Genomic DNA, 17,999 nt, shown 5'->3' on the forward strand with positions numbered 1-17,999 from the left:
TCTCAAACGGATGCTCCCGCATCCTTACACGTTTTGACACTAATGTCAAAACGTGGGCCAGTGCACACCCGCCCATCGGCCCCGAACCGCTGCTTCAGGGCCCGAGGTCCGGCCGAATTCCCGCGACCCGATCCAGCAGTTTCGTGATTCTGTCGAGTCGACTACAGAGCGGACGCGCTGTAGTAACCTGCGGTCAAGCGGCCCGGAAACCCGTTCGACCCAAGGGAGAGTGCTATCGCTGGGAAGAGGTCCCCGACATCGCCAGCTGGCGAGATGACGGTTGGCATGCCCGGCGGACAGCCAGCTGGGCGGAGCTGACCATATGGAAGAGATCTGTAGCGAATGCGACTTCGATGAATCGACGGCATCGCCCGCGAAGGTCGCTGCTGTCATGCCGCAATTGGCGAAGGCCATCGCCGCCGGCATCCGCTCCATCCCTGACGATGTGGTCCGGCACCGACCCGCACCCGAGACGTGGTCGCCGCTGGAGTACCTGGGGCATCTGCGGGAGTCGATGGCCTTTCACCGCTGGCTCATCGAAAAGGCACTCGCGGAAGACAATCCGCTGATACCGATGGTGGATCCCGACGAATCGGTGGCCCAAGCCGGCTACCGCTCGGCCGACACCGACGAGCTGATCGGGCAGTTCGGGCGCCGAGTCCAGCGGCTCTGCGAACTGCTGACCACGCTGGACGACACAGCAAATCATCGAATCCTCACCCTGGACGGACGACAGATCACCGCGGCCCTCGTCGCCCGCAGTGCGTGGCACGAATGCCACCATCACCACGGTGACATCCGCCGACTCGGCGAACTCTGACCCCGGCCAACCCGGCCCGACACGAACATTCCCCAGGAGGCGCAACCAATGCTGATCGTGGATCTGATGCGTACCGTCGCAGCCAGCGTTCCGGCCCACGTCGGGCGCGACCACATGGACCTCGTGGTGCGCCAATACATGGCGACCTACCGTTCGGCCGATGTCGATGCCCGAGCCGCACTGCTGGCCGACGAGGTACGTTTCGAAGACCCGGTGGGCAACGTCGTTGGCACCAGCAAGGACTCGGCTGTAGCGTTCTTTCGCGCCACCCTGGATTTGGGCTTTTCGATGGACCTTCGTCCCGTACGGGTGATCACCGTCGGCAACGATGCACTGGCTATCACCAAGCTCTCGCTGCGACGCGACGATCTCGACGCAGCCGACCTCGACCTGTTGATCCGTTTCGTCTTCGATGCGGACGGCCTCATCACCGCCGTGCAGACATTCTTCGACGAATCCTGCATCACCGACGCGGCAACCGCGTCCGACACCTAGTCCCGCGTTATCGGTCGCGGGTAGGGCCTCACTCCTCGAGTGTGATGGCGCCTTCCGGGCAGTTGGCCACCGCGTGGCGGGCCGCCTCTTCTTCACCCTCGGGCACGGTGCCGTCACCGATGACATGGCTGTAGCCCTGCTCGTCATCGACGAACAGCTGGGGAGCAGAGCCGTAGCACAGGCCGTGACCCATACAGAGTTTCGGATCGACAGATACCTTCATCAGACGCCTTTCTTCCCGAACGTGAGGTGCAGGGAGTCAAGCCCGGTAGTGCCGCGCGGCCAGTGCACGCGTGGCGTGGTGCCGGGCGTGATGTGGTAGTCGGGGATGCGCTTGTGCCATTCCTCGTAGACCAGGTGCATCTCCAGCCGGGCGAGGTGCGAGCCCAGGCAGCGGTGCGGGCCCAGGCCAAAACTGAAATGCCGGTTCTCGGGCCGGTGGAAGTCGATTCCGTAGGGATCGGTGAATTCGTTCTCATCACGGTTGGCCACGGCGAGGTAGGCGCTGATCCGCGCGCCTTCCGGAAGAACCCGGCCCCCCAGCGTGGTTTCCTCGGTGCTGACGCGCGGTACGAACGGCGCCGGCGGGTCCAGTCGCAGCAGTTCCTCGGTGGCTGCCGGGATCAGCGAGGGATCCTCAACCAGCTCGCGGCGTTTGTCCGGATTGTTGGCCAGCCGCTGCATGCCGAATCCGAGTGCGTCCATGACGGTATCCAGACCCGCGAGGACGAACAGGAAACACAGCCCGACGGCCTCCTCGTCGGTGAGTGCGTCGGGGGGTTCGATGTTGAGCAGCTGGCTGAGCATGTCATCCCCCGGCACGCCGCGGCGCTTCTTGACGAGCTCGGAAAGGTACATAAAAAGCTCCGCCGCCTTCTGCATGCCCTCCTGTGCCAGATCGTCCGCCGAAGTCGCACCGCCTGCTGCGGTAAGCCCGATTACCGCGGTCTTCCACTCCATGAACTGATCGCGCATGTCCAGCGGAAGCCCGAACAACGTCAGGAACACCTGAATCGGAAAGACACTGGCGACTTCGGCGATGAAGTCACACTGGCCTTTGGCCGCGATCGGCTCGATGAGCTCAATGATCTGCCTACGCAGGGCGTCCTCGTGCGGCTTGATCACGCGCGGACTGAAGAGGGGCTGCAAGATGTGGCGGTAACGAGTCTGCTCAGGCGGATCGAACGCAATCGGCACCAACGGGACCGGACTTCCCAGAACGTCGAACGCCTTCTTCGACGAGAAGATTGATGGGTTCTTCAACACCGCCTCGGCCAAATCGCGGCCGGTAGCGGCGTAACCGTCGTCCACCATAACCAGCGGACACTCGCCCAGTGTCCGCCACGCCTCATCACGCTCCTCGGGGATCGGCAAGTCGTTGGTCGAAATCCGGCGTATGGCTTCGTTGGTCATTTTGTTGAGCCTCGATTCTCTCAAATATCTAAATTACGGGACCAAAGTATTGGGCGGCAGGAAAGCAAGCCGGATCAGCACGGTCGGCACGATGAAGATCAGGTAGCACAGGTTCATCGTGACGATCCAGGTGGTGATGCGGCCGATGGCGCGGGCGGTCCCTTGGAGGCGATCCACGCGGGACCACGATTCGACCAGCGGGGTGCCCTGAGGGGTCTTGGCGGCGATGACCAGCAGGGTGATCGTCATCATGGCGGAGAAGGTGATGACGGGATAGAGCAGCGGGAAGTTGCCGCGCGAACTCTCCATCGCGGGGCCGACGAAATCGACGTAGCTCCAGATGCCCAGCACCGAGGCGCCGCCTTCGATGAGCAGATCCCAGAGGTAGAACAGCGGCAGGCTGATCGCAACCGCGACGACCCAGAACGGGGCAGTCGAGAAATAGCGGTCGTGCACCTTCTTGCACACGAAGATCACCGGGAAGTAGACCATGGCATAAAACCAGCCGTAGGCGGGGATGACGGCCCACGGTTTGTTCGGCCCGGTCAGCGGCCAGTCATATCCGGGGATCAAGGCCAGGTGCGGGTTGTAGAGGACGTAGGCACCCCAATCTCCATACCATTCCTGCCACCACATGGTGCTGCCGCCGATGAAGACCAGCGTCGGCACGGTGAGTTCTTTCCGTTTGACGCAGGTGTAGGTGAAGAACGCCGCCAAGGCCACCCACAGCGCAGGACCCACCACCTCGAACAGCCATCCGAACAGAGGTGGGCTTTGGTCCACCGGCCAGCCTTTCAGCAGACTACAATTTTTTGATCTTGTTGAAGCTACTACAGATTAAAGACGTTGTAGACTTTCGTCAATGGCGAGCGTGGAGCGACAACACGGCGGACGGCGGGGCACACGCTGGGGTGCCGATACACCGGCCACTGATGAAGAGGCGCGCGAACGACTGCTTGACGCCGCCGATGTCTGCTATGCGCGCAGGGGTGTGGCGCGGACCCGCATCGACCACATCGCCCAGGTCGCCGAGGTGCATCGCACAACCGTCTACTGCTACTTCCCGTCGAAGAACGCGCTGGTTTCGGCATCGTTCGTCCGATCCGCTCGCAGCATCCTGACCGCATCGAAAGCGTACTTCTGCACCGACGAGCCATTCCTCGAACAGTTGGTCAAAGCGACACTGGAAAGTCTGCAGGCGACTCGAACCTCCCCGACAATGGCGCTGCTGCTGGGCGCCAGCGAGTCCGCCGGCCTAACCGTGCATGCCGCCATGGCGTCGGAAGAATGGCACACCCTGGCACGCGAGACCCTGGGGCCACCGCTGACCCAGGCCGTGGCGGACGGTCATGTGCGCGCCGACGCGCCGGTCGAGGCCATCCTCCGGTGGATCTGGCGAGTCGCCTTCAGTCTCGCAACCGAGCCCGGCGCACCGGAAGACGGCGGCGACGAAGGAGTGCTACGCACCTTCCTCATCGCTTCCGTCGCCGCTCAACCGGTATCCCCCCGACGTGCCATAGCCCAGGTGAACACTTCGCGACGCAAGCGACGCTGACCGGACCGCAGTCGGGTACGCGGACAGAGGCACGAGGTGTCAGACGACGGTCGCCGGCGCCATCGCGCTGGCAACCCGATCCAGATCGGCTGAAAGCCCTGCCGCGGATCGGATCTCACCGAAGGCGTGCGCCATTGCAGCCGTCACTTGATGCGGCTCGTCGAGAGTGTGTTCGTCGCAGATCACCGAGATGTTCAACTGGTCGACGTAGCTCCACACCGTGATGTTCATTCCGCAACCGGCCGTGACCGGCCCCACCGAGTAGATCTCGCTCATCGTCGCACCGGCGATTCGTCCGCGTTCTCGCGGACCGGGGACGTTGGAGACGGTGACGTTCATGAGCTTGTTCTGCGCCTCCCGCCGAGACAGCCAACGGAACAGCGGTGGGGCTAACGGCGGCGGAAGATAGTCAGCCCAACGACCCATCATCAACGGGCCGAGCAGCTGGTGGTTCTCCTTCGCGATGCGGGTGGCCGCACTGGTCAGCCGGATCCGTTCCACCGGATCGGCGATATGCACCGGCAGTGACACCAGCATTCCGCTCAGGGCATTCCCGGTGACCCGATCCGACGAGGTGTCGGTGCTGGTCGGCACGGATGCGATGATCGGCTGCCCGGCGGTACCGTCGTGGCTGAGCAGCAGTTCGCGGAGTGCGCCGGCCGACATGGCCAGCACCAGGTCGTTGATGGTGATGCCGAGCTGTTTGCTGGTCTGTTTGACCTGTGCCAACGACAACGTCGAGCTGGCGAAAGTGCGCCGCGGGGACAGCACGTGGTTGAGAAACGTCGGCGGCGGATCGAAGTTGCGCGCGAGGTCGTGATGATGACCGCGCTCGCGGGAGCGCCGACGTACCCGCGAGATGCCGGTGACACTGTCTTTGACGACCCCGGGCAGCTGCCTGAGCTGTTGCGCGTGGTCGCGGCCGGCCTCGCGCAGCAGCTCCCATGTCGACGGTGGAGCGCAGGGGGAATAGCTGTCCCGTTCATCGAGCGCCGCCGTCGCGTCGAGCGCCCGCGCCAGCAAGTTGGCGGACGCGACGCCGTCGGCAAGGGCGTGGTGCACCTTCCCGATCACCGCGAAAGGGCCACCGGCCATGCCCTCGACGAAGTGGAACTCCCATAGCGGCCGGCTGCGGTCGAGCGGTGTGCTCGCGACTTCGCCGATGGCCCTGTCGAGTTCGCGACGCCCGCCCGGATCGGGCACCCGCACCCGCCGGACATGGTAATCCAGATCGATCTCGCAGTTCTCTAACCACATCGGATGATGCAGCCCGAGCGGGATGCCGACGAGCCGATAGCGTAGCGGCTCGAGCACGTGTAGGCGCCGGTGCAAAGTTCTCCGGAACAATTCGAAGGTGAAATCACGCGCAGAATCCGAGGTGTCGATGACGGCGACCTTCAACGTGTGCGTGTGCACGTTGGGAGCCTCGCTGTACAACAACATGGCATCCCAGCCGCTGAGTCGTTTCACGGTCCCACCCATCCCTGGCAAACTGCGCCGTCCGGACCCGATGCACAACCTTATAACCGTCAGTCGCCACCGGGCCGGGAGTTCCGCGAATCCGTTCAGAACCAACGGCTCTTATTCGCCGTCGGGGTCGCCGGCACGCGCCCGCAGTTCTTTCCGGATGATCTTGCCGGTGCTGCTTCGCGGCAATTCGTCGAGGACGGTGATCTCCCGCGGCACCTTGTAGTTCGCCAAGCTGTCGCGGACATGTTGCTTGAGCGTATCCGGAGTTGCCGACGCGCCATCGGCAAGCACGACAAACGCGACGAGGCGCTGGCCGTACTGCTGGTCGTCCACGCCGATCACCGATGCCTCCGCGACGTCGGGATGGCTGACCAACGTCGTCTCGACCTCGATCGGGTACACGTTCTCACCGCCCGAGACGATCATTTCGTCGTCGCGGCCCACCACAAAAAGCCTGCCGGCCTCGTCGAGATAACCCACGTCTCCCGAGGAGATGAAGCCCTCGTGGAAGTGCTTCATCGCGCCTGTCGTGTAGCCGTCGAACTGCGTCGAGTTGCGAACATAGATGCTGCCGTTCTCCCCCGGCGGCAGTTGATTGAAACTCGGGTCAAGGATCCTGATTTCGGTGCCCTCGGCGGGCTTGCCCGCGGTGTTCGGCGCCGCGCGCAGATCCTCGGGGGTGGCGGTGGCGATCATGCCCGCCTCAGTGGCGTTGTAGTTGTTGTAGATGACGTCGCCGAACTGATCCATGAACTTGACGACCACATCGGGCCGCATCCGCGAGCCCGACGCGGCTGCAAAGCGCAGCGAACGGCCACTGTAGCGGTTGCGGACAGCGTCGGACAGGTCCATGATCCGGTCGAACATCACCGGAACGACGGCCAGACCGGTCGCCCGGTAGCGGTCGATGAGTTCCAGCGTGGCTTCGGGGTCGAACTTGCGCCGCGTGACCACAGTGCAAGCCATCATCGCCGAGAAGACCAACTGGCTGAAGCCCCAGGCGTGAAACATCGGCGCCACCACAACGGTCGTTTCCTCGGCCCGCCACGGTGTCCGGTTGAGGATCGCCTTCAGTTCGTTGGGTCCGCCGCCGGAATGCTTGGCGCCCTTCGGGGTTCCCGTCGTGCCGGAGGTCAACAGGATCAACTTGGATCTCCGACCCGAGGGCCGGGGTCGCCGGCCCGCGCAGGCGGTGATCATTGCCTCCACCGTGCGGGCCGGGGCCGCGCGGTTCTCCTGGTCGTCGGGCTCCTGCGCTGAGCCGCGGTCCGTCCACGCAACGATGCGACGGGCGTCGGGTTTGTCGGCCAGCGCGAGGTCCACTGTCGGGGTGAACTCCTCGTCGTAGACCACGGTGTCGACGCCCTCGCGGTTGACCACCTCGGCCAGCGCGGGTCCGGCGAATGACGTGTTCAGCAACAGCACGTCCGTGCCGATCCGGTTACCGGCGACCAGCGCGTCGACAAAGCCGCGATGGTTACGGCACATGATCCCCAGCGTGTCGGGGGGACCACCGGCCATGGACTGCAGCGCTGCCGCGAAAGCGTCCGCGCGTTCGTCGACCTGCTTCCAGGTCAGTGTGCCGAGCTCGTCGATCAGCGCCGGCCGCTCCGGGCACCGTACAGCCGCGGTGGCGAAACCCGTGGTCACCGACATGCCTTCGCGCCGGACCGCCGCCGCCATCCGGACGTATTTGTCCGGCCGTAGCGCTGCCAACACCTTCGCGCGGGCAAGCGTACGGAGCAGTCCGCGGGTCTCGTTGAGCCGGTCCATCGCACGCGAAGCCATCGCGGTTTTCCGATCGATCATCTCGATATCAGCGCCCCTCGAAGTCCGGCCGGCGGCGCTCACGAAAGGCCCGAACGCCTTCCCGGAAGTCGTCCGAACGCATCAATGCCCGCTGACCTTCGACTTCGATGGCCTGCACCGGTGCCAACTCTGAGACGGTCGCGGCCACGAACGCCTTTTTGATCCATCGGTACGACAACGTCGGCCCGTGAGCCACGACTTGCAGCACCTCGGCTAACTCGGTGTCGTAGCTGACGTCCTCGGCCAGGTGCGAGATCATTCCCCATTCGAAGGCGGTCGCAGCGAAGATCCTTTCCGCCGTCATCGCCATCCGTGTCGCTCGCGGCCGCCCGATCGCCGCCCCCAGCAGGGCTGCCGCGCCGCCGTCGGGCATCAGGCCAACCTCGGTGAACGCCAGTTGAAAATAGGCCGACCGCGCGGCGACGACCAGGTCGCAGGCCAGCGCGAGTGGGCAGCCGTAGCCGACCGCCAGGCCGTGCACGCCCGCCACCACCGGCTTGGGCAACGTGGTGATCGCACTAACCACGTCGTTGGCGGCGTGACCGGCACCCGCGGTGTTGCCGCCGGTGAGGTCACCACCCGAACAAAAGGCACGCCCGGCACCGGTCAGTAACACCGCGCGGACAGTGTCGTCGGCTGCGGCGTCGTCCAGCCGGACGATCAGCTCGTTGAGCATCGGTGTGTCAACAGCATTCAGCTTGTCCGGCCGGTCCAGCAGGATTCGCAGGATGCTGCCGTCGCGACGGGCCGAAATGCCGTTCACGGCCTGGTCTTCACAATCCCAGGTCGCGGCCGATGATGTCTTTCATGATCTCGGTGGTACCCCCGAAAATCGTCTGGATGCGAACGTCGACATAGTCGCGGGCAACCCGGTATTCGTTCATGTAGCCGTAGCCACCGTGTAGCTGCACACAGCCGTCGACCACCTTCTTGGCGGTTTCGGTACACCACCACTTGGCCTTGGCCGCCTCGACTGCGGTCAACTCGCCGTCCACCACGGCCTGCAGACAACGGTCGATGTACTGCTCGCCGATCTCGAGTTCGGTGTCCATCTCGGCGAGCAGGAAACGGTTGTGCTGGAAGTTGCCGATCGATTGCCCGAATGCCTTGCGGTCCTTGGCGTACTGCAGTGTTTGCCGCCATGTTTCACGCGCGCCCGCTATTGCCGAGATGGCGATGGACAACCGCTCGGAGGGCAGATTGTGCATCAAATGGTAGAAGCCGCGCCCTTCCTTGCCCAGCACGTTGGCGGCGGGCACCCGGACGTTCTCGAAGTGCAGTTCGGCAGTGTCTTGCGAGTGCAGGCCCATCTTGTCGAGCTTGCGGCCGCGGGTGAATCCGTCCATTGCGGACTCGACGACAAACAGCGTGAAGCCCTTGTGGCCGGCTTCCGGATCGGTTCGCGTCACCACCACCACAAGGTCGCAGTTGATGCCCGACGAGATGAAGGTCTTGGAACCGTTGACGATCCAGTCGTCACCGTCACGCACCGCCGATGTCCGGATACCGGCCAGGTCACTGCCCGCACCGGGTTCGGTCATCGCGATCGCGACGATGGTCTCCCCGCTGATGATCCCCGGCAGCCACCGCTTCTTCTGCTCATCGGTGGCCAAGCTCTTGAAGTACGGTCCGACGACGTCGTTTTGCAGGGTCAGCGCGGGCGCGACCGAACCCCACTTCGAGAGCTCCTCATTGATGACCGCGTTGAACCGAAAGTCTTCCGATCCGCCCCCGCCGTACTCCTCGGGCATATTGAATCCGATCAGCCCGTACTTGCCGGCCGCGACATAGGCCGAACGGTCGACGAGGCGCTCGCAGTCCCACTTTTCGGCATTGGGCGCGATCTCTCGCTCGATGTACTGCTTGGTGGTCTCGCGCAGTTGTTCGTGCTCGGCGTCGTAGATCTTTCGCTTCATTGCGTCACTCCCCGTGGATTCGGCGCATCTCCTCGCCGACCTTGCCCGATATCCGCGAAACAACTTGAGCTCCGCGCCGTCTGAGTTCTTCGTCCGGCACTGGCAACACCACTGCGCCGGTCTGTTTGGACGGTAGCAGTACCTTTGCGGTGCCCTTGGTGGTGGCCTCGTCGCGCTGGTTGGTGGCGAAGACCTCCACCGACACCGGCCCGGCCGGGTCCGCCGCCTTGGCGGTCACCGTTCCGGTGCACCGGTGGATGTCACCGTGGTAGTTGAATCCGCGCATCTGCAGGTCCATTTCGGCCAACCAGCCGTCATCACCGATCCAGTTGGTCAGCAGGTGGCTGACCCAGGCCGCCCGCATCTGGCCGTAATCGTAGGGTGCCGGGATGCCGAGGTCCTGAGCACGTTTGGGGTCCCAGTGCAGCCGCTGCACCACGTCGGGAACGCCGTATTCGTCGGGCTGGTAGAAGGCCGGCATGCGTTTACGCAACTGGTGGGCGTATTTCAACGGGCCGACACCGTAACCGCCCCAGCCCCAGCCCATGTGCATGCTGATGATGTCGACCACGGTCAGCGGACCCTTCATCACCGGGGGCAGCTCATCGCCGACCGTGACGTCGTCCCACCACTGCGGCTCGGCGCCGCGGCGTACCTCGGCCTCGTAGGCCGCCTCGATCTCGGCGAACTCCTCGGCACTCCAGTGCTGGCGCTCGATGCCGGCCAGCTTGCCGGACTTCTTGGAGCCGTGCCGTTCGGCGTTGATGTAGGCCTCGTCGCGGGTGGCGATCGGGCTGCCATCGGCGTCGACATAGAGGTAGCGGTAGGTCTCCTTGACCGAGCGGCCGCCGGAGAACTGGCTCTCCTTGACCTGCACGTCAAGGGTGTAGTTCTCCATCAGCACCGGCCGACCCGCGTAGATCGGCTGGTACCAGGTCCATTTCACGCCCGCGTAGTATTTGCCGGTGCCGCGGAACAGGCCCCGGAACAGTTTCTTGCGTTCGGGATCGGTGAACTTGGGGGTCTGGTCCAGGCCCGTGGCTATCGGAAACGTCGGTGGGGCGATCTGCCCGTGCCAACGGGTCTTGGCCCCGTACGCCGGCTCGTGGAACAGCGGGTTGTCGTCGCCACAGCCGAATGCGAAGTGGCTGATGGCGTCTGCTTGCGGCAGTTTGTTCCACGCCTCATCGCGCTGGTTGACCGCGATCCCGATCTGGGCCTTGGCGCGCTCGATGTCCTCGTCGGTGATCCGCCCCTCAACCGCAGCGGTGTCGGTGGATTTCTCGGTGGTGGTCATCGGTCCCTCCTAAAACTTCAGCATCGCGCCGGCATCGACCTTGAACTGGCCGCCGGTGAGGTAGCGCGACTCGTCAGAAGCCAGGAAGCACACCACATTCGAGATGTCCTCGGGCTCCACATACGGCACCGGCATGGCCTGCATGACCGGGAAGGCCAACAGCGCGTCGTCGCGGGTGGGATGTTCCAGATCCGGCCGGAACACCTTGAACATGGGGTCGCTGTTGAGCATCGGCGTGTTGCAGTTGGTCGGGTGGACGACGTTGACCCGGATGGACTGCGGCGCCAATTGGGCGGCGAGTTCCTTGGTGTAGGAGTCGACCAGCTGTTTGGCGAAGTTATATCCGGCGCCGCCCGGCCCGGCCGGACCGACATCACCGGATGCCTGCTTGGCGGCGATCAATCCCGCCACCGATCCGGTGGTGATGATCGACGCTCCCTCCTTCAAGTACGGCAGCGCGGCGTGCACGACGTTGACCACACCGATGAAGTCGACGTCAAAGGCGTCGGCGAATGCACGTATCGTCTTGCCGGTGCCCAGCGGGCAGATACCGGCATTGGCCACCACGACGTCGAGCTTGCCGAACTCGTCGACGGCCGATTGCAGCGCACTGACCACCGCGGCCTTGTCCCGCACGTCGACCTCGGCGGTGATGGCACGGCGTCCGGTCTTCTCCACCTCGAGGCCTGCTTCTTCGAGATCGCGGGGGGTGGCCAACGGATAGTCGTTGGTCTCGATGTCCGCACAGATATCGAATAGGATGACATCGGCACCTTCTTCGGCCAGTTTGACCGCGTGGCTGCGGCCCTGACCGCGAGCCGCGCCGGTCACCAGAACCACCTTGTCCTGAACTCGTCCCACTATCGTGCCTTCCATATGGGCTGACGCTTCTCGGCGAAGGCCAGCGGTCCCTCTTTGGCGTCCTCGGATTTGAGTAGCGCACCGAACTCTCGCTGGGTCCGTTCCCAGCCGGCTTCCTCGGCGGTGATGACCCCGTCATCGGCCCCATAGGCCACCCGCTTGGAGGCCTGCACCGACAGCGGCGCGTTGACGGTGATCCGCTCGGCCAGCGCCAGCGCCGCATCCACTACGGTGCCATTGGGCACCACCGCGTTGATCAGACCCCACCGGGCCGCGTCAGCCGCCGACATCGGCTCTCCGGTGAACAGCAATTCCAGCGCGACCTTGCGGGGTAGTTGATCGACGATTCGGAACACGCCGCCAGCCCCGGCGATCAGTCCCCGCTTGACCTCCGGCAACCCGAACGTCGCCCGCTGCTCGGCGACCACCAAGTCACAGGCCAGCGCAAGTTCGGTGCCACCGCCCAGCGCGGTCCCGTTGACCGCAGCGATGGTGGGTTTGTCGATGAAGTGATGCACACACCCGGCGAACCCCCACTCGGGGTGGTCTCGGTGGTAGAGGTTCTCCCCCCGCGAGATCGCTTTGAGATCAGCCCCGGCGCAAAACGACTTATCCCCCGCTCCGGTGATCACCACCGCCCGCACCTCGGGGTCCTCGTGGGCCAACTGCAACGCATCGCCCACGGCCGTGCTCACCGCACCGTTGACAGCGTTACGCGCTTCGGGCCGGTTGAGAGTAATCAATAAGACATTGCCGCGGCGCTCCGACAGCGCGGCGGGCGAAGACTCGGTGGCGCTCACAGCAGCTCCAAAATGGTGGCGTTGGCCTGACCGCCGCCTTCACACATGGTCTGCAGGCCGTACTGAATTCCGTTATCCCGCATGTGATGGAGCAGGGTGGTCATCAACCGCGCTCCCGAACCACCGAGCGGATGACCCAATGCGATCGCGCCGCCCCTGGGGTTGAGCTTCTTCTCGTCAGCACCGAGGTCGGCCAACCATGCCATCGGCACCGGTGCGAACGCCTCGTTGACCTCGAACACCCCGATCTCATCCAGGCTCAGGCCGGAACGCTGCAGCGCCTTCTGGGTCGCCGGGATCGGCCCGGTCAACATGATCACCGGATCCGCGCCGGCCAACGTCGCGGTATGAACCCGCGCCAGCGGGTTGAGCCCCAGCGACTTGGCCTTCTCCGCCGACATCAACAACAACGCTGCCGACCCGTCAGAGATCTGACTGGAGTTGCCGGCGTGAATGACCCCATCCTCTTTGAACGCCGGCTTCAGCTGCGCCAGCTTCTCGGCGGAACCACCACGGCGGATGCCCTCATCGGAGGTCACCACATTGCCGTCGGCGTCCTTGATGCCCACGATCTCGTCATCGAACGCGCCGGAATCTTGTGCAGCGGCTGCCTTTTCATGCGACGCCACCGAGAATTCGTCCAGCGCGGTACGGTCGAAACCCCACCGCTCGGCAATCATCTCCGCACCGACACCCTGATTGGGGACCACCCCGTAACGCTGCATGAACCGATCCGGGAAGGGATTCCCCCCGGCCGCGATCGTCGCGCCCATCGGCACCCGCGACATCGACTCCACACCGCCGGCCACGACGACATCGTAATGGCCGGCCGTCACACCAGCCGCCGCGAAATGCACCGACTGCTGGCTCGACCCGCACTGCCGGTCGACGGTCACTCCCGGTATGGATTCCGGCCAGCCCGCCGTCAGCACCGCGGTTCGTGCGATGTCGAGCGCCTGGTCACCGGCCTGGCCGACGCAACCCCAGATCACGTCGTCGACCAGCTCGGGCTCGATCCCCGCGCGCTCGATGAGCCCGGTGAGCACCTGCGCCGACAGCTCAGCCGGATGCACACCCGACAAGCCACCATTGCGCTTACCGATCGGCGAACGTACTGCTGCCACGATTACGGCTTCAGCCATGAATGATCTCCTCCGGATCAATTTGTCGCGGTCGATTGAACCGCATCATCGAGTGCTTTTCCGTCGCACAACTCTTCGAGCATCGCGACCAGCTGCCGGCGGTCCACCTTCAGTGCCGCGCCACGCGGCAACGCGTCCATGACGAACACCCGCACCGGAACCTCGTACGGGGTCAACAACGACCGGCAGTGTGCCCGCAGCTGTTCTTCGGTGGTCCACTCGCCGGCGCGCACTTCAACTGCGGCAAGCGGGATCTGGCCCAGTCGCGGGTCCGCCAGGCCCGCCACGGCGGCATCGGCGACGGCGGGATGCGTACGCAGCGCGCGCACAACGGTCTCGGGTGCCACCTTGAAACCTCCGCGCACGATGACATCGTCAGCACGGCCGTCGATGTACAGATAGCCGTCCTCGTCGAGGTGCGCCAGATCGCTGGTGGTAACCCAGCGGTCAGCGGTGCCGCCGACCTGTGCCGAAGCGACCTGCAACCTCCCGGACCGGCCGGCAGAGAGCACGGCGCCGTGCTCGTCGGCCACCTGCAGGCGCACGCCCGGAAAGGCGCGGCCCACGCTGCCCTTCTTCTCGCTCCACCGCGCATGGAAGTCTTTGACGGTCCATCCGGCGACCGCACCGGAGAATTCGGTGGCGCCGTAAACAATCAGGATCGGGATACCGTAGCGCTCGAAGAAGGAATCGACCAGGACCGGATCGACGGGGCTGGTGCCGGCGTTGACAGCACGGATGCTGGCAAGGTCCTCGCGCGGGATGTCGGAGTCCAGCACCGAGCGAATCGCGGGGGGCGGAAGCCCGACAAGAGCCGGTCTGTGCTCCTTGACCGCGGCGTGCCACCCGGCCAGGGTGAAGCGCTCCAGCATCACGAACGGTCGGGCGGCCACCAACGACTGCAACAGCGACCACAGTCCCCCGATGTGCACGATCGGCAGTGTCACCATGCCGACGGAACCGGTCAGCGGCGGTTTGGCCCGAACCTCCGGCCGCTCATTGTGGCGTAACGCGGCGGACAGGGACGCCTCGAGTTGCGTGCGCGTCAGCGGTATCCGCTTCGGCGCCCCGGTGGTGCCCGATGTCAGCATCTCGACCGCCACCGCGGGATCCCCGTCCTCGGGGTCACGGGTTGCCCGGGCACGCCGGATGACCGAATCACCGTCGACGCTCCAGCCCGCGGCACCGAGCCCCGCGACCGCGTCGACGAAAACCTGCTGGGACCACAGCGTCTCCGGCGCCAACACGAACGAAGCTGCACAGGCCGTCAAGTCGGCGCTCAACCGCTCCGGCGGTTGCAGGGGGCTGATCGTCACCAGCGTGCGGTCGGCGCGGAATAGGGCTAGCAGCGCGGCGACCGATTCCATTCGGTTGCCCAGCACCACCGCGACCCGACCGCCTGCCAGACAGCCGGCATCGGTCAGTGCACGATCGATCTTTTCGGCCAGCGAACGAACCCGTCCCCACGAGACCCACTCACCGTCACGCTGCAGGATCCGGGCGTCATCGCCCGCGGTCCACAATCGCGCCAGTGCATCATGGATGCTTGTCATCGCCACTTCCTGCGTCGTTCCGGAGCGCACCGCGCGCCCCGTCCAAGGTAGACGCACATGGTTTACTAGGTCAACTTACTTTGAGGAGTCACGAATGGATTTCGGGCTGACCGGTGAACAAATTCAGCTGGCCGACACTGAGCGGTCCTGGCTCGGCCGTCACGACCCGATTACCCGGGTACGCGAAGCCCTGGACTCGGCTCCGATCACCATCGATCCGGCCGCAGTAGCGCATGCCGCGGAATCGGGCCTGCTGGCCCTGCTGACACCCGATGTGGGCGGAACTCACCTCGACCTGGCCGTGCTGAGCGAGGTTCATGGGTCCGCGGCCAGCTCCCTGCCGCTGGCCGATCTCGCGATCGGCTCCTGGCTGCTTGCCGAAGCGGGTCTGCCCGAGGCGGACCGGGCGGCCGACGGCGACCTGCTGGTGGGGCTGGCCCGGGGGCAGCTTGCCACCACGTCCGGCAGCGCCGTGCGGTTGCGAGGCACCACCAGCGCGGTACCGATGGCCGCCGACATGGACCGCTTCGCGGTAATCGGCCCGACCGACAACGGTTCCGAATACCTGGCGGTCGTAGACGATGCGGAGCGGCTCGCCATGTCGACATTGGATCTGACACGGTCCTGGACGCGGTTGCGCCTGGACGGATCAGTCGAGGCGTGGGCGAGACTGCCCGTGGGAACGGTTTCCAAGGTCCGCGACGCGCTCGCCGTGCACCGGGCCCTCGACGCGCTGGGCGGCGCCGCACGCCTGTTGGACCTCACGGTGGCCTACGCGGGACAGCGCGAACAGTTCGGTGCGCCGATCGGCTCGTTCCAGGCGGTCAAACATCACTGCGCCGACATGGCCCTCGCCGTCGAGGCCGGCCGGTCCGCCCTGTGGGCAGCCGCAATGGCATTGGATGGCGCGCCGTCGGACGCCCGGTCTCGTGCGGCATCAGCGGGAGCGGCCTACGCGAAGTCGGCCGCCAGCCGGGTCGCCGGCACCGCGCTGCAGGTGCACGGTGGCATCGGCTTCACCTGGGAACACGACCTGCATCTGTTCTTGCGCCGGATCAAGGTCGACCAGGCCCTCGACGGCACCGTCGCCGAACACCGCGCCGCGTTGGTCGCGACCTGACCCCCGGCTGCGCGGTCGCGTTACGAATCGGTCTGCTGTCCCACGTGGAGACCGCGCAGGAGGCATCGATAGGCCGGCCCACTCGCCAGCTGTCTCTCAGATGAGGAGCGAGACCGAAAACGACCCGCTGCTACGGCGAAAGCCCTTGCAACACAACAACGCGGTACAGCTACCCCGGACCGAACTGGAATTCCCCGGTTCGCGGGTGCCGGTACCAGCCGCTGGCCGCCTGTGTTCCGCCGTCGACATGGATCGTCTGCCCGGTGATGTAGCCGGCCAGGTCGGAGGCCAGAAACACCGCTACCGCGGCGACATCATCGACGGTGCCGGCCCGTCCCATCGGGATGGCATCCGCGATGTTCGACGGTAGGTTCTCCGGATACAGCTGCATCAACCCCTCGGTTACTGCGATGTCGGGGGCCAGTGCGTTGACCCGGATTCCGTGCGGTGCCAGTTCCACCGCGGCAGTCCTGGTGTAGTTGATGACGCCGGCTTTGGCCGCGGAGTAAGCCGCATACCCCGGCGCGGCGCGTACTCCTTCGATCGAGGTCACCGTCAGGATGCTGCCGGGCAATCCGGCATCGACCAGTTGCCGCGCCACCCGTTGGGTGCACAGCAGCACGTGCCGCAGGTTGGCCTTGTACAAGGCGTCCCAGCCGTTTTCACTGGTCTCCAGCAGCGGTGAGGAGAACGCGCCGCCGGCGTTGTTGACCAGGATGGCCGGCGGGCCGAGGTCGGCCGTGGTGCGCGCGAGCGCGGCATCGACCTGGGCGCTGTCCCGCACGTCGGCCACAATGCCCAGTGCGCCGATGGATTCAGCCGCCGCAGCGCACGCGTCGGCGTCACGCTCCCAGATCGCGACCGACGCGCCGAAGTCGGTCAGTGCTTGGGCGATTCCGCGACCGAGGCCCGCGCCGCCGCCGGTGACGACCGCGACCCGGCCGGTCAGCTGAATGTCGGATGGGCTGATTGCCATGAGTTCCAGTCTCCTAACGAACACCGAATGACACTTTGTGATCCCGTTAACGCTATCGGCTGCTCACTCAGCTCGATGCCGGTGTTGCACACCGACTAGCGCATCAGTTGGGTCAAGATCTCCGCGTTGCTCCGTCTTGCGGCGTCAGCTGAGATCGGCACATCGGCAGTGTCGACCAGGAACCAGCTGCGTTCGAGCATCGCCATCACCGTCATCCCCAGCGCAACCGGTGAACTCAAGTCGGCGCTGCTGCGTGCCGCAATGTATTCACCGAGGGTGCGGGCAGCGCGCTTGTGCAGCCGCGCGACCGTCGCCGTGAACTTGGGGTCGTCCGGTAGGTCGCCGATCGAGCGCGCGACGAATGCGCCGTTACGTTCCAGGTAGTCGAAGTAGTCCCCGACCCACTGCAAGACGTCGGTGATCGCGGGGGATCCGTCCAGCTTGTCGAAAGCCTCGATGACGGTAAAAGCCTCGCGGTACGTCTCGGTGCCCAGTTCGATGAACAGTTGCTGTTTGTCCCGAAAGTAGTAGTAGAAGTTGGCCCGGGTGACGTGTAACCCCGCTGCGATGTCCTTCACACTGGTGCCGCTATATCCTTTGCGGGCGAACACAGCCCGCGCCGCGTCCAAGATCGCCCGGCGCGTCACCGCTGATTTGGCGGTCGTCACGGAGCCGGCCACCCGACACACAGCCCGCTCATGCTGGTGCCGTGGTCTGTTGTGGGTAGAAGTTGCGGGCCCAGTTGCGTAATTGTTTGAAGCCCTCCGCCTCT

18 protein-coding genes are annotated in these 17,999 nt (G+C 65.0%); 4 read left to right on the forward strand and 14 right to left on the reverse strand.

Annotated elements, in window-relative coordinates; translation table 11 throughout:
- Positions 1–322: 322 nt before the first annotated feature.
- Positions 323–820, forward strand: coding sequence for a DinB family protein (locus tag DQP56_RS16235; protein ID WP_112687109.1), 498 nt, complete (start codon positions 323–325; stop codon positions 818–820).
- 48 nt (positions 821–868) lie between these two features.
- Positions 869–1,315, forward strand: coding sequence for a nuclear transport factor 2 family protein (locus DQP56_RS16240; RefSeq protein ID WP_112687111.1), 447 nt, complete (start codon positions 869–871; stop codon positions 1,313–1,315).
- A gap of 28 nt (positions 1,316–1,343) precedes the next feature.
- Here DQP56_RS16240 and DQP56_RS16245 read toward each other — a convergent pair whose 3' ends face one another.
- Genes DQP56_RS16245 through DQP56_RS16255 form a run of 3 tightly spaced genes read right to left on the reverse strand, consistent with a single transcriptional unit; the run spans position 1,344 to position 3,511 of the window.
- On the reverse strand, positions 1,344–1,538 hold the full coding sequence (locus tag DQP56_RS16245) for a ferredoxin (protein ID WP_112687113.1): 195 nt from the start codon (positions 1,536–1,538) through the stop codon (positions 1,344–1,346).
- Positions 1,538–2,728 carry a cytochrome P450 gene (locus DQP56_RS16250; protein WP_112687115.1) on the reverse strand — a complete coding sequence of 397 codons (1,191 nt, stop codon included), beginning with the start codon at positions 2,726–2,728 and terminating at the stop codon, positions 1,538–1,540. Before DQP56_RS16250 ends, DQP56_RS16245 begins: the two co-directional genes overlap by 1 nt.
- 33 nt (positions 2,729–2,761) lie before the next feature.
- The gene (locus DQP56_RS16255; protein ID WP_112687117.1) at positions 2,762–3,511 is read right to left on the reverse strand and encodes a spirocyclase AveC family protein; all 750 of its coding nucleotides are present in this window, start codon (positions 3,509–3,511) and stop codon (positions 2,762–2,764) included.
- A gap of 79 nt (positions 3,512–3,590) precedes the next feature.
- Here DQP56_RS16255 and DQP56_RS16260 point away from each other — a divergent pair, with 79 nt between their 5' ends.
- Complete coding sequence (locus DQP56_RS16260; protein WP_112687119.1) at positions 3,591–4,283, forward strand: TetR/AcrR family transcriptional regulator; 693 nt, start codon at positions 3,591–3,593, stop codon at positions 4,281–4,283.
- A gap of 39 nt (positions 4,284–4,322) precedes the next feature.
- Here DQP56_RS16260 and DQP56_RS16265 read toward each other — a convergent pair whose 3' ends face one another.
- The 9 genes from DQP56_RS16265 to DQP56_RS16305 form a co-directional block, all read right to left on the reverse strand.
- Positions 4,323–5,753, reverse strand: a complete 1,431-nt coding sequence (locus tag DQP56_RS16265) for a WS/DGAT/MGAT family O-acyltransferase (RefSeq protein ID WP_112687141.1) — start codon at positions 5,751–5,753, stop codon at positions 4,323–4,325.
- Between the two features lie 111 nt (positions 5,754–5,864).
- Positions 5,865–7,526 carry an acyl-CoA ligase FadD12 gene (fadD12, locus tag DQP56_RS16270; protein ID WP_234825701.1) on the reverse strand — a complete coding sequence of 554 codons (1,662 nt, stop codon included), beginning with the start codon at positions 7,524–7,526 and terminating at the stop codon, positions 5,865–5,867.
- Positions 7,527–7,569: 43 nt separating this feature from the next.
- Positions 7,570–8,325, reverse strand: coding sequence for an enoyl-CoA hydratase-related protein (locus tag DQP56_RS16275; RefSeq protein WP_112687121.1), 756 nt, complete (start codon positions 8,323–8,325; stop codon positions 7,570–7,572).
- Positions 8,326–8,335: 10 nt separating this feature from the next.
- The gene (locus DQP56_RS16280) at positions 8,336–9,478 is read right to left on the reverse strand and encodes an acyl-CoA dehydrogenase family protein (RefSeq protein ID WP_112687123.1); all 1,143 of its coding nucleotides are present in this window, start codon (positions 9,476–9,478) and stop codon (positions 8,336–8,338) included.
- Positions 9,479–9,482: 4 nt separating this feature from the next.
- A complete protein-coding gene (locus DQP56_RS16285; RefSeq protein WP_112687125.1) occupies positions 9,483–10,775 on the reverse strand; it encodes an FAS1-like dehydratase domain-containing protein in 1,293 nt (430 codons plus the stop codon).
- 9 nt (positions 10,776–10,784) lie between these two features.
- A complete protein-coding gene (locus DQP56_RS16290; RefSeq protein ID WP_112687127.1) occupies positions 10,785–11,636 on the reverse strand; it encodes a mycofactocin-coupled SDR family oxidoreductase in 852 nt (283 codons plus the stop codon).
- Positions 11,636–12,436 carry a crotonase/enoyl-CoA hydratase family protein gene (locus DQP56_RS16295; RefSeq protein WP_112687129.1) on the reverse strand — a complete coding sequence of 267 codons (801 nt, stop codon included), beginning with the start codon at positions 12,434–12,436 and terminating at the stop codon, positions 11,636–11,638. Before DQP56_RS16295 ends, DQP56_RS16290 begins: the two co-directional genes overlap by 1 nt.
- Positions 12,433–13,578, reverse strand: a complete 1,146-nt coding sequence (locus tag DQP56_RS16300; protein WP_112687131.1) for a thiolase family protein — start codon at positions 13,576–13,578, stop codon at positions 12,433–12,435. Before DQP56_RS16300 ends, DQP56_RS16295 begins: the two co-directional genes overlap by 4 nt.
- Before the next feature lie 17 nt (positions 13,579–13,595).
- On the reverse strand, positions 13,596–15,131 hold the full coding sequence (locus DQP56_RS16305; protein ID WP_112687133.1) for a class I adenylate-forming enzyme family protein: 1,536 nt from the start codon (positions 15,129–15,131) through the stop codon (positions 13,596–13,598).
- 94 nt (positions 15,132–15,225) lie between these two features.
- On the opposite strand from DQP56_RS16305, the gene DQP56_RS16310 reads away from it, so the two are divergent.
- The gene (locus tag DQP56_RS16310; protein ID WP_112687135.1) at positions 15,226–16,251 is read left to right on the forward strand and encodes an acyl-CoA dehydrogenase family protein; all 1,026 of its coding nucleotides are present in this window, start codon (positions 15,226–15,228) and stop codon (positions 16,249–16,251) included.
- Positions 16,252–16,420: 169 nt separating this feature from the next.
- Here DQP56_RS16310 and DQP56_RS16315 read toward each other — a convergent pair whose 3' ends face one another.
- Together DQP56_RS16315 and DQP56_RS16320 are read right to left on the reverse strand one after the other, a co-directional pair.
- Complete coding sequence (locus DQP56_RS16315) at positions 16,421–17,227, reverse strand: SDR family NAD(P)-dependent oxidoreductase (protein ID WP_112687137.1); 807 nt, start codon at positions 17,225–17,227, stop codon at positions 16,421–16,423.
- A 95-nt stretch (positions 17,228–17,322) separates the two neighbouring features.
- The gene (locus tag DQP56_RS16320) at positions 17,323–17,895 is read right to left on the reverse strand and encodes a TetR/AcrR family transcriptional regulator (RefSeq protein ID WP_234825700.1); all 573 of its coding nucleotides are present in this window, start codon (positions 17,893–17,895) and stop codon (positions 17,323–17,325) included.
- Between the last annotated feature and the right edge of the window lie 104 nt (positions 17,896–17,999).

The sequence above is a fragment of the Mycolicibacter senuensis genome, from assembly GCF_003284925.1.
GTDB classification, from domain to species: Bacteria; Actinomycetota; Actinomycetes; order Mycobacteriales; family Mycobacteriaceae; genus Mycobacterium; species Mycobacterium algericum_A.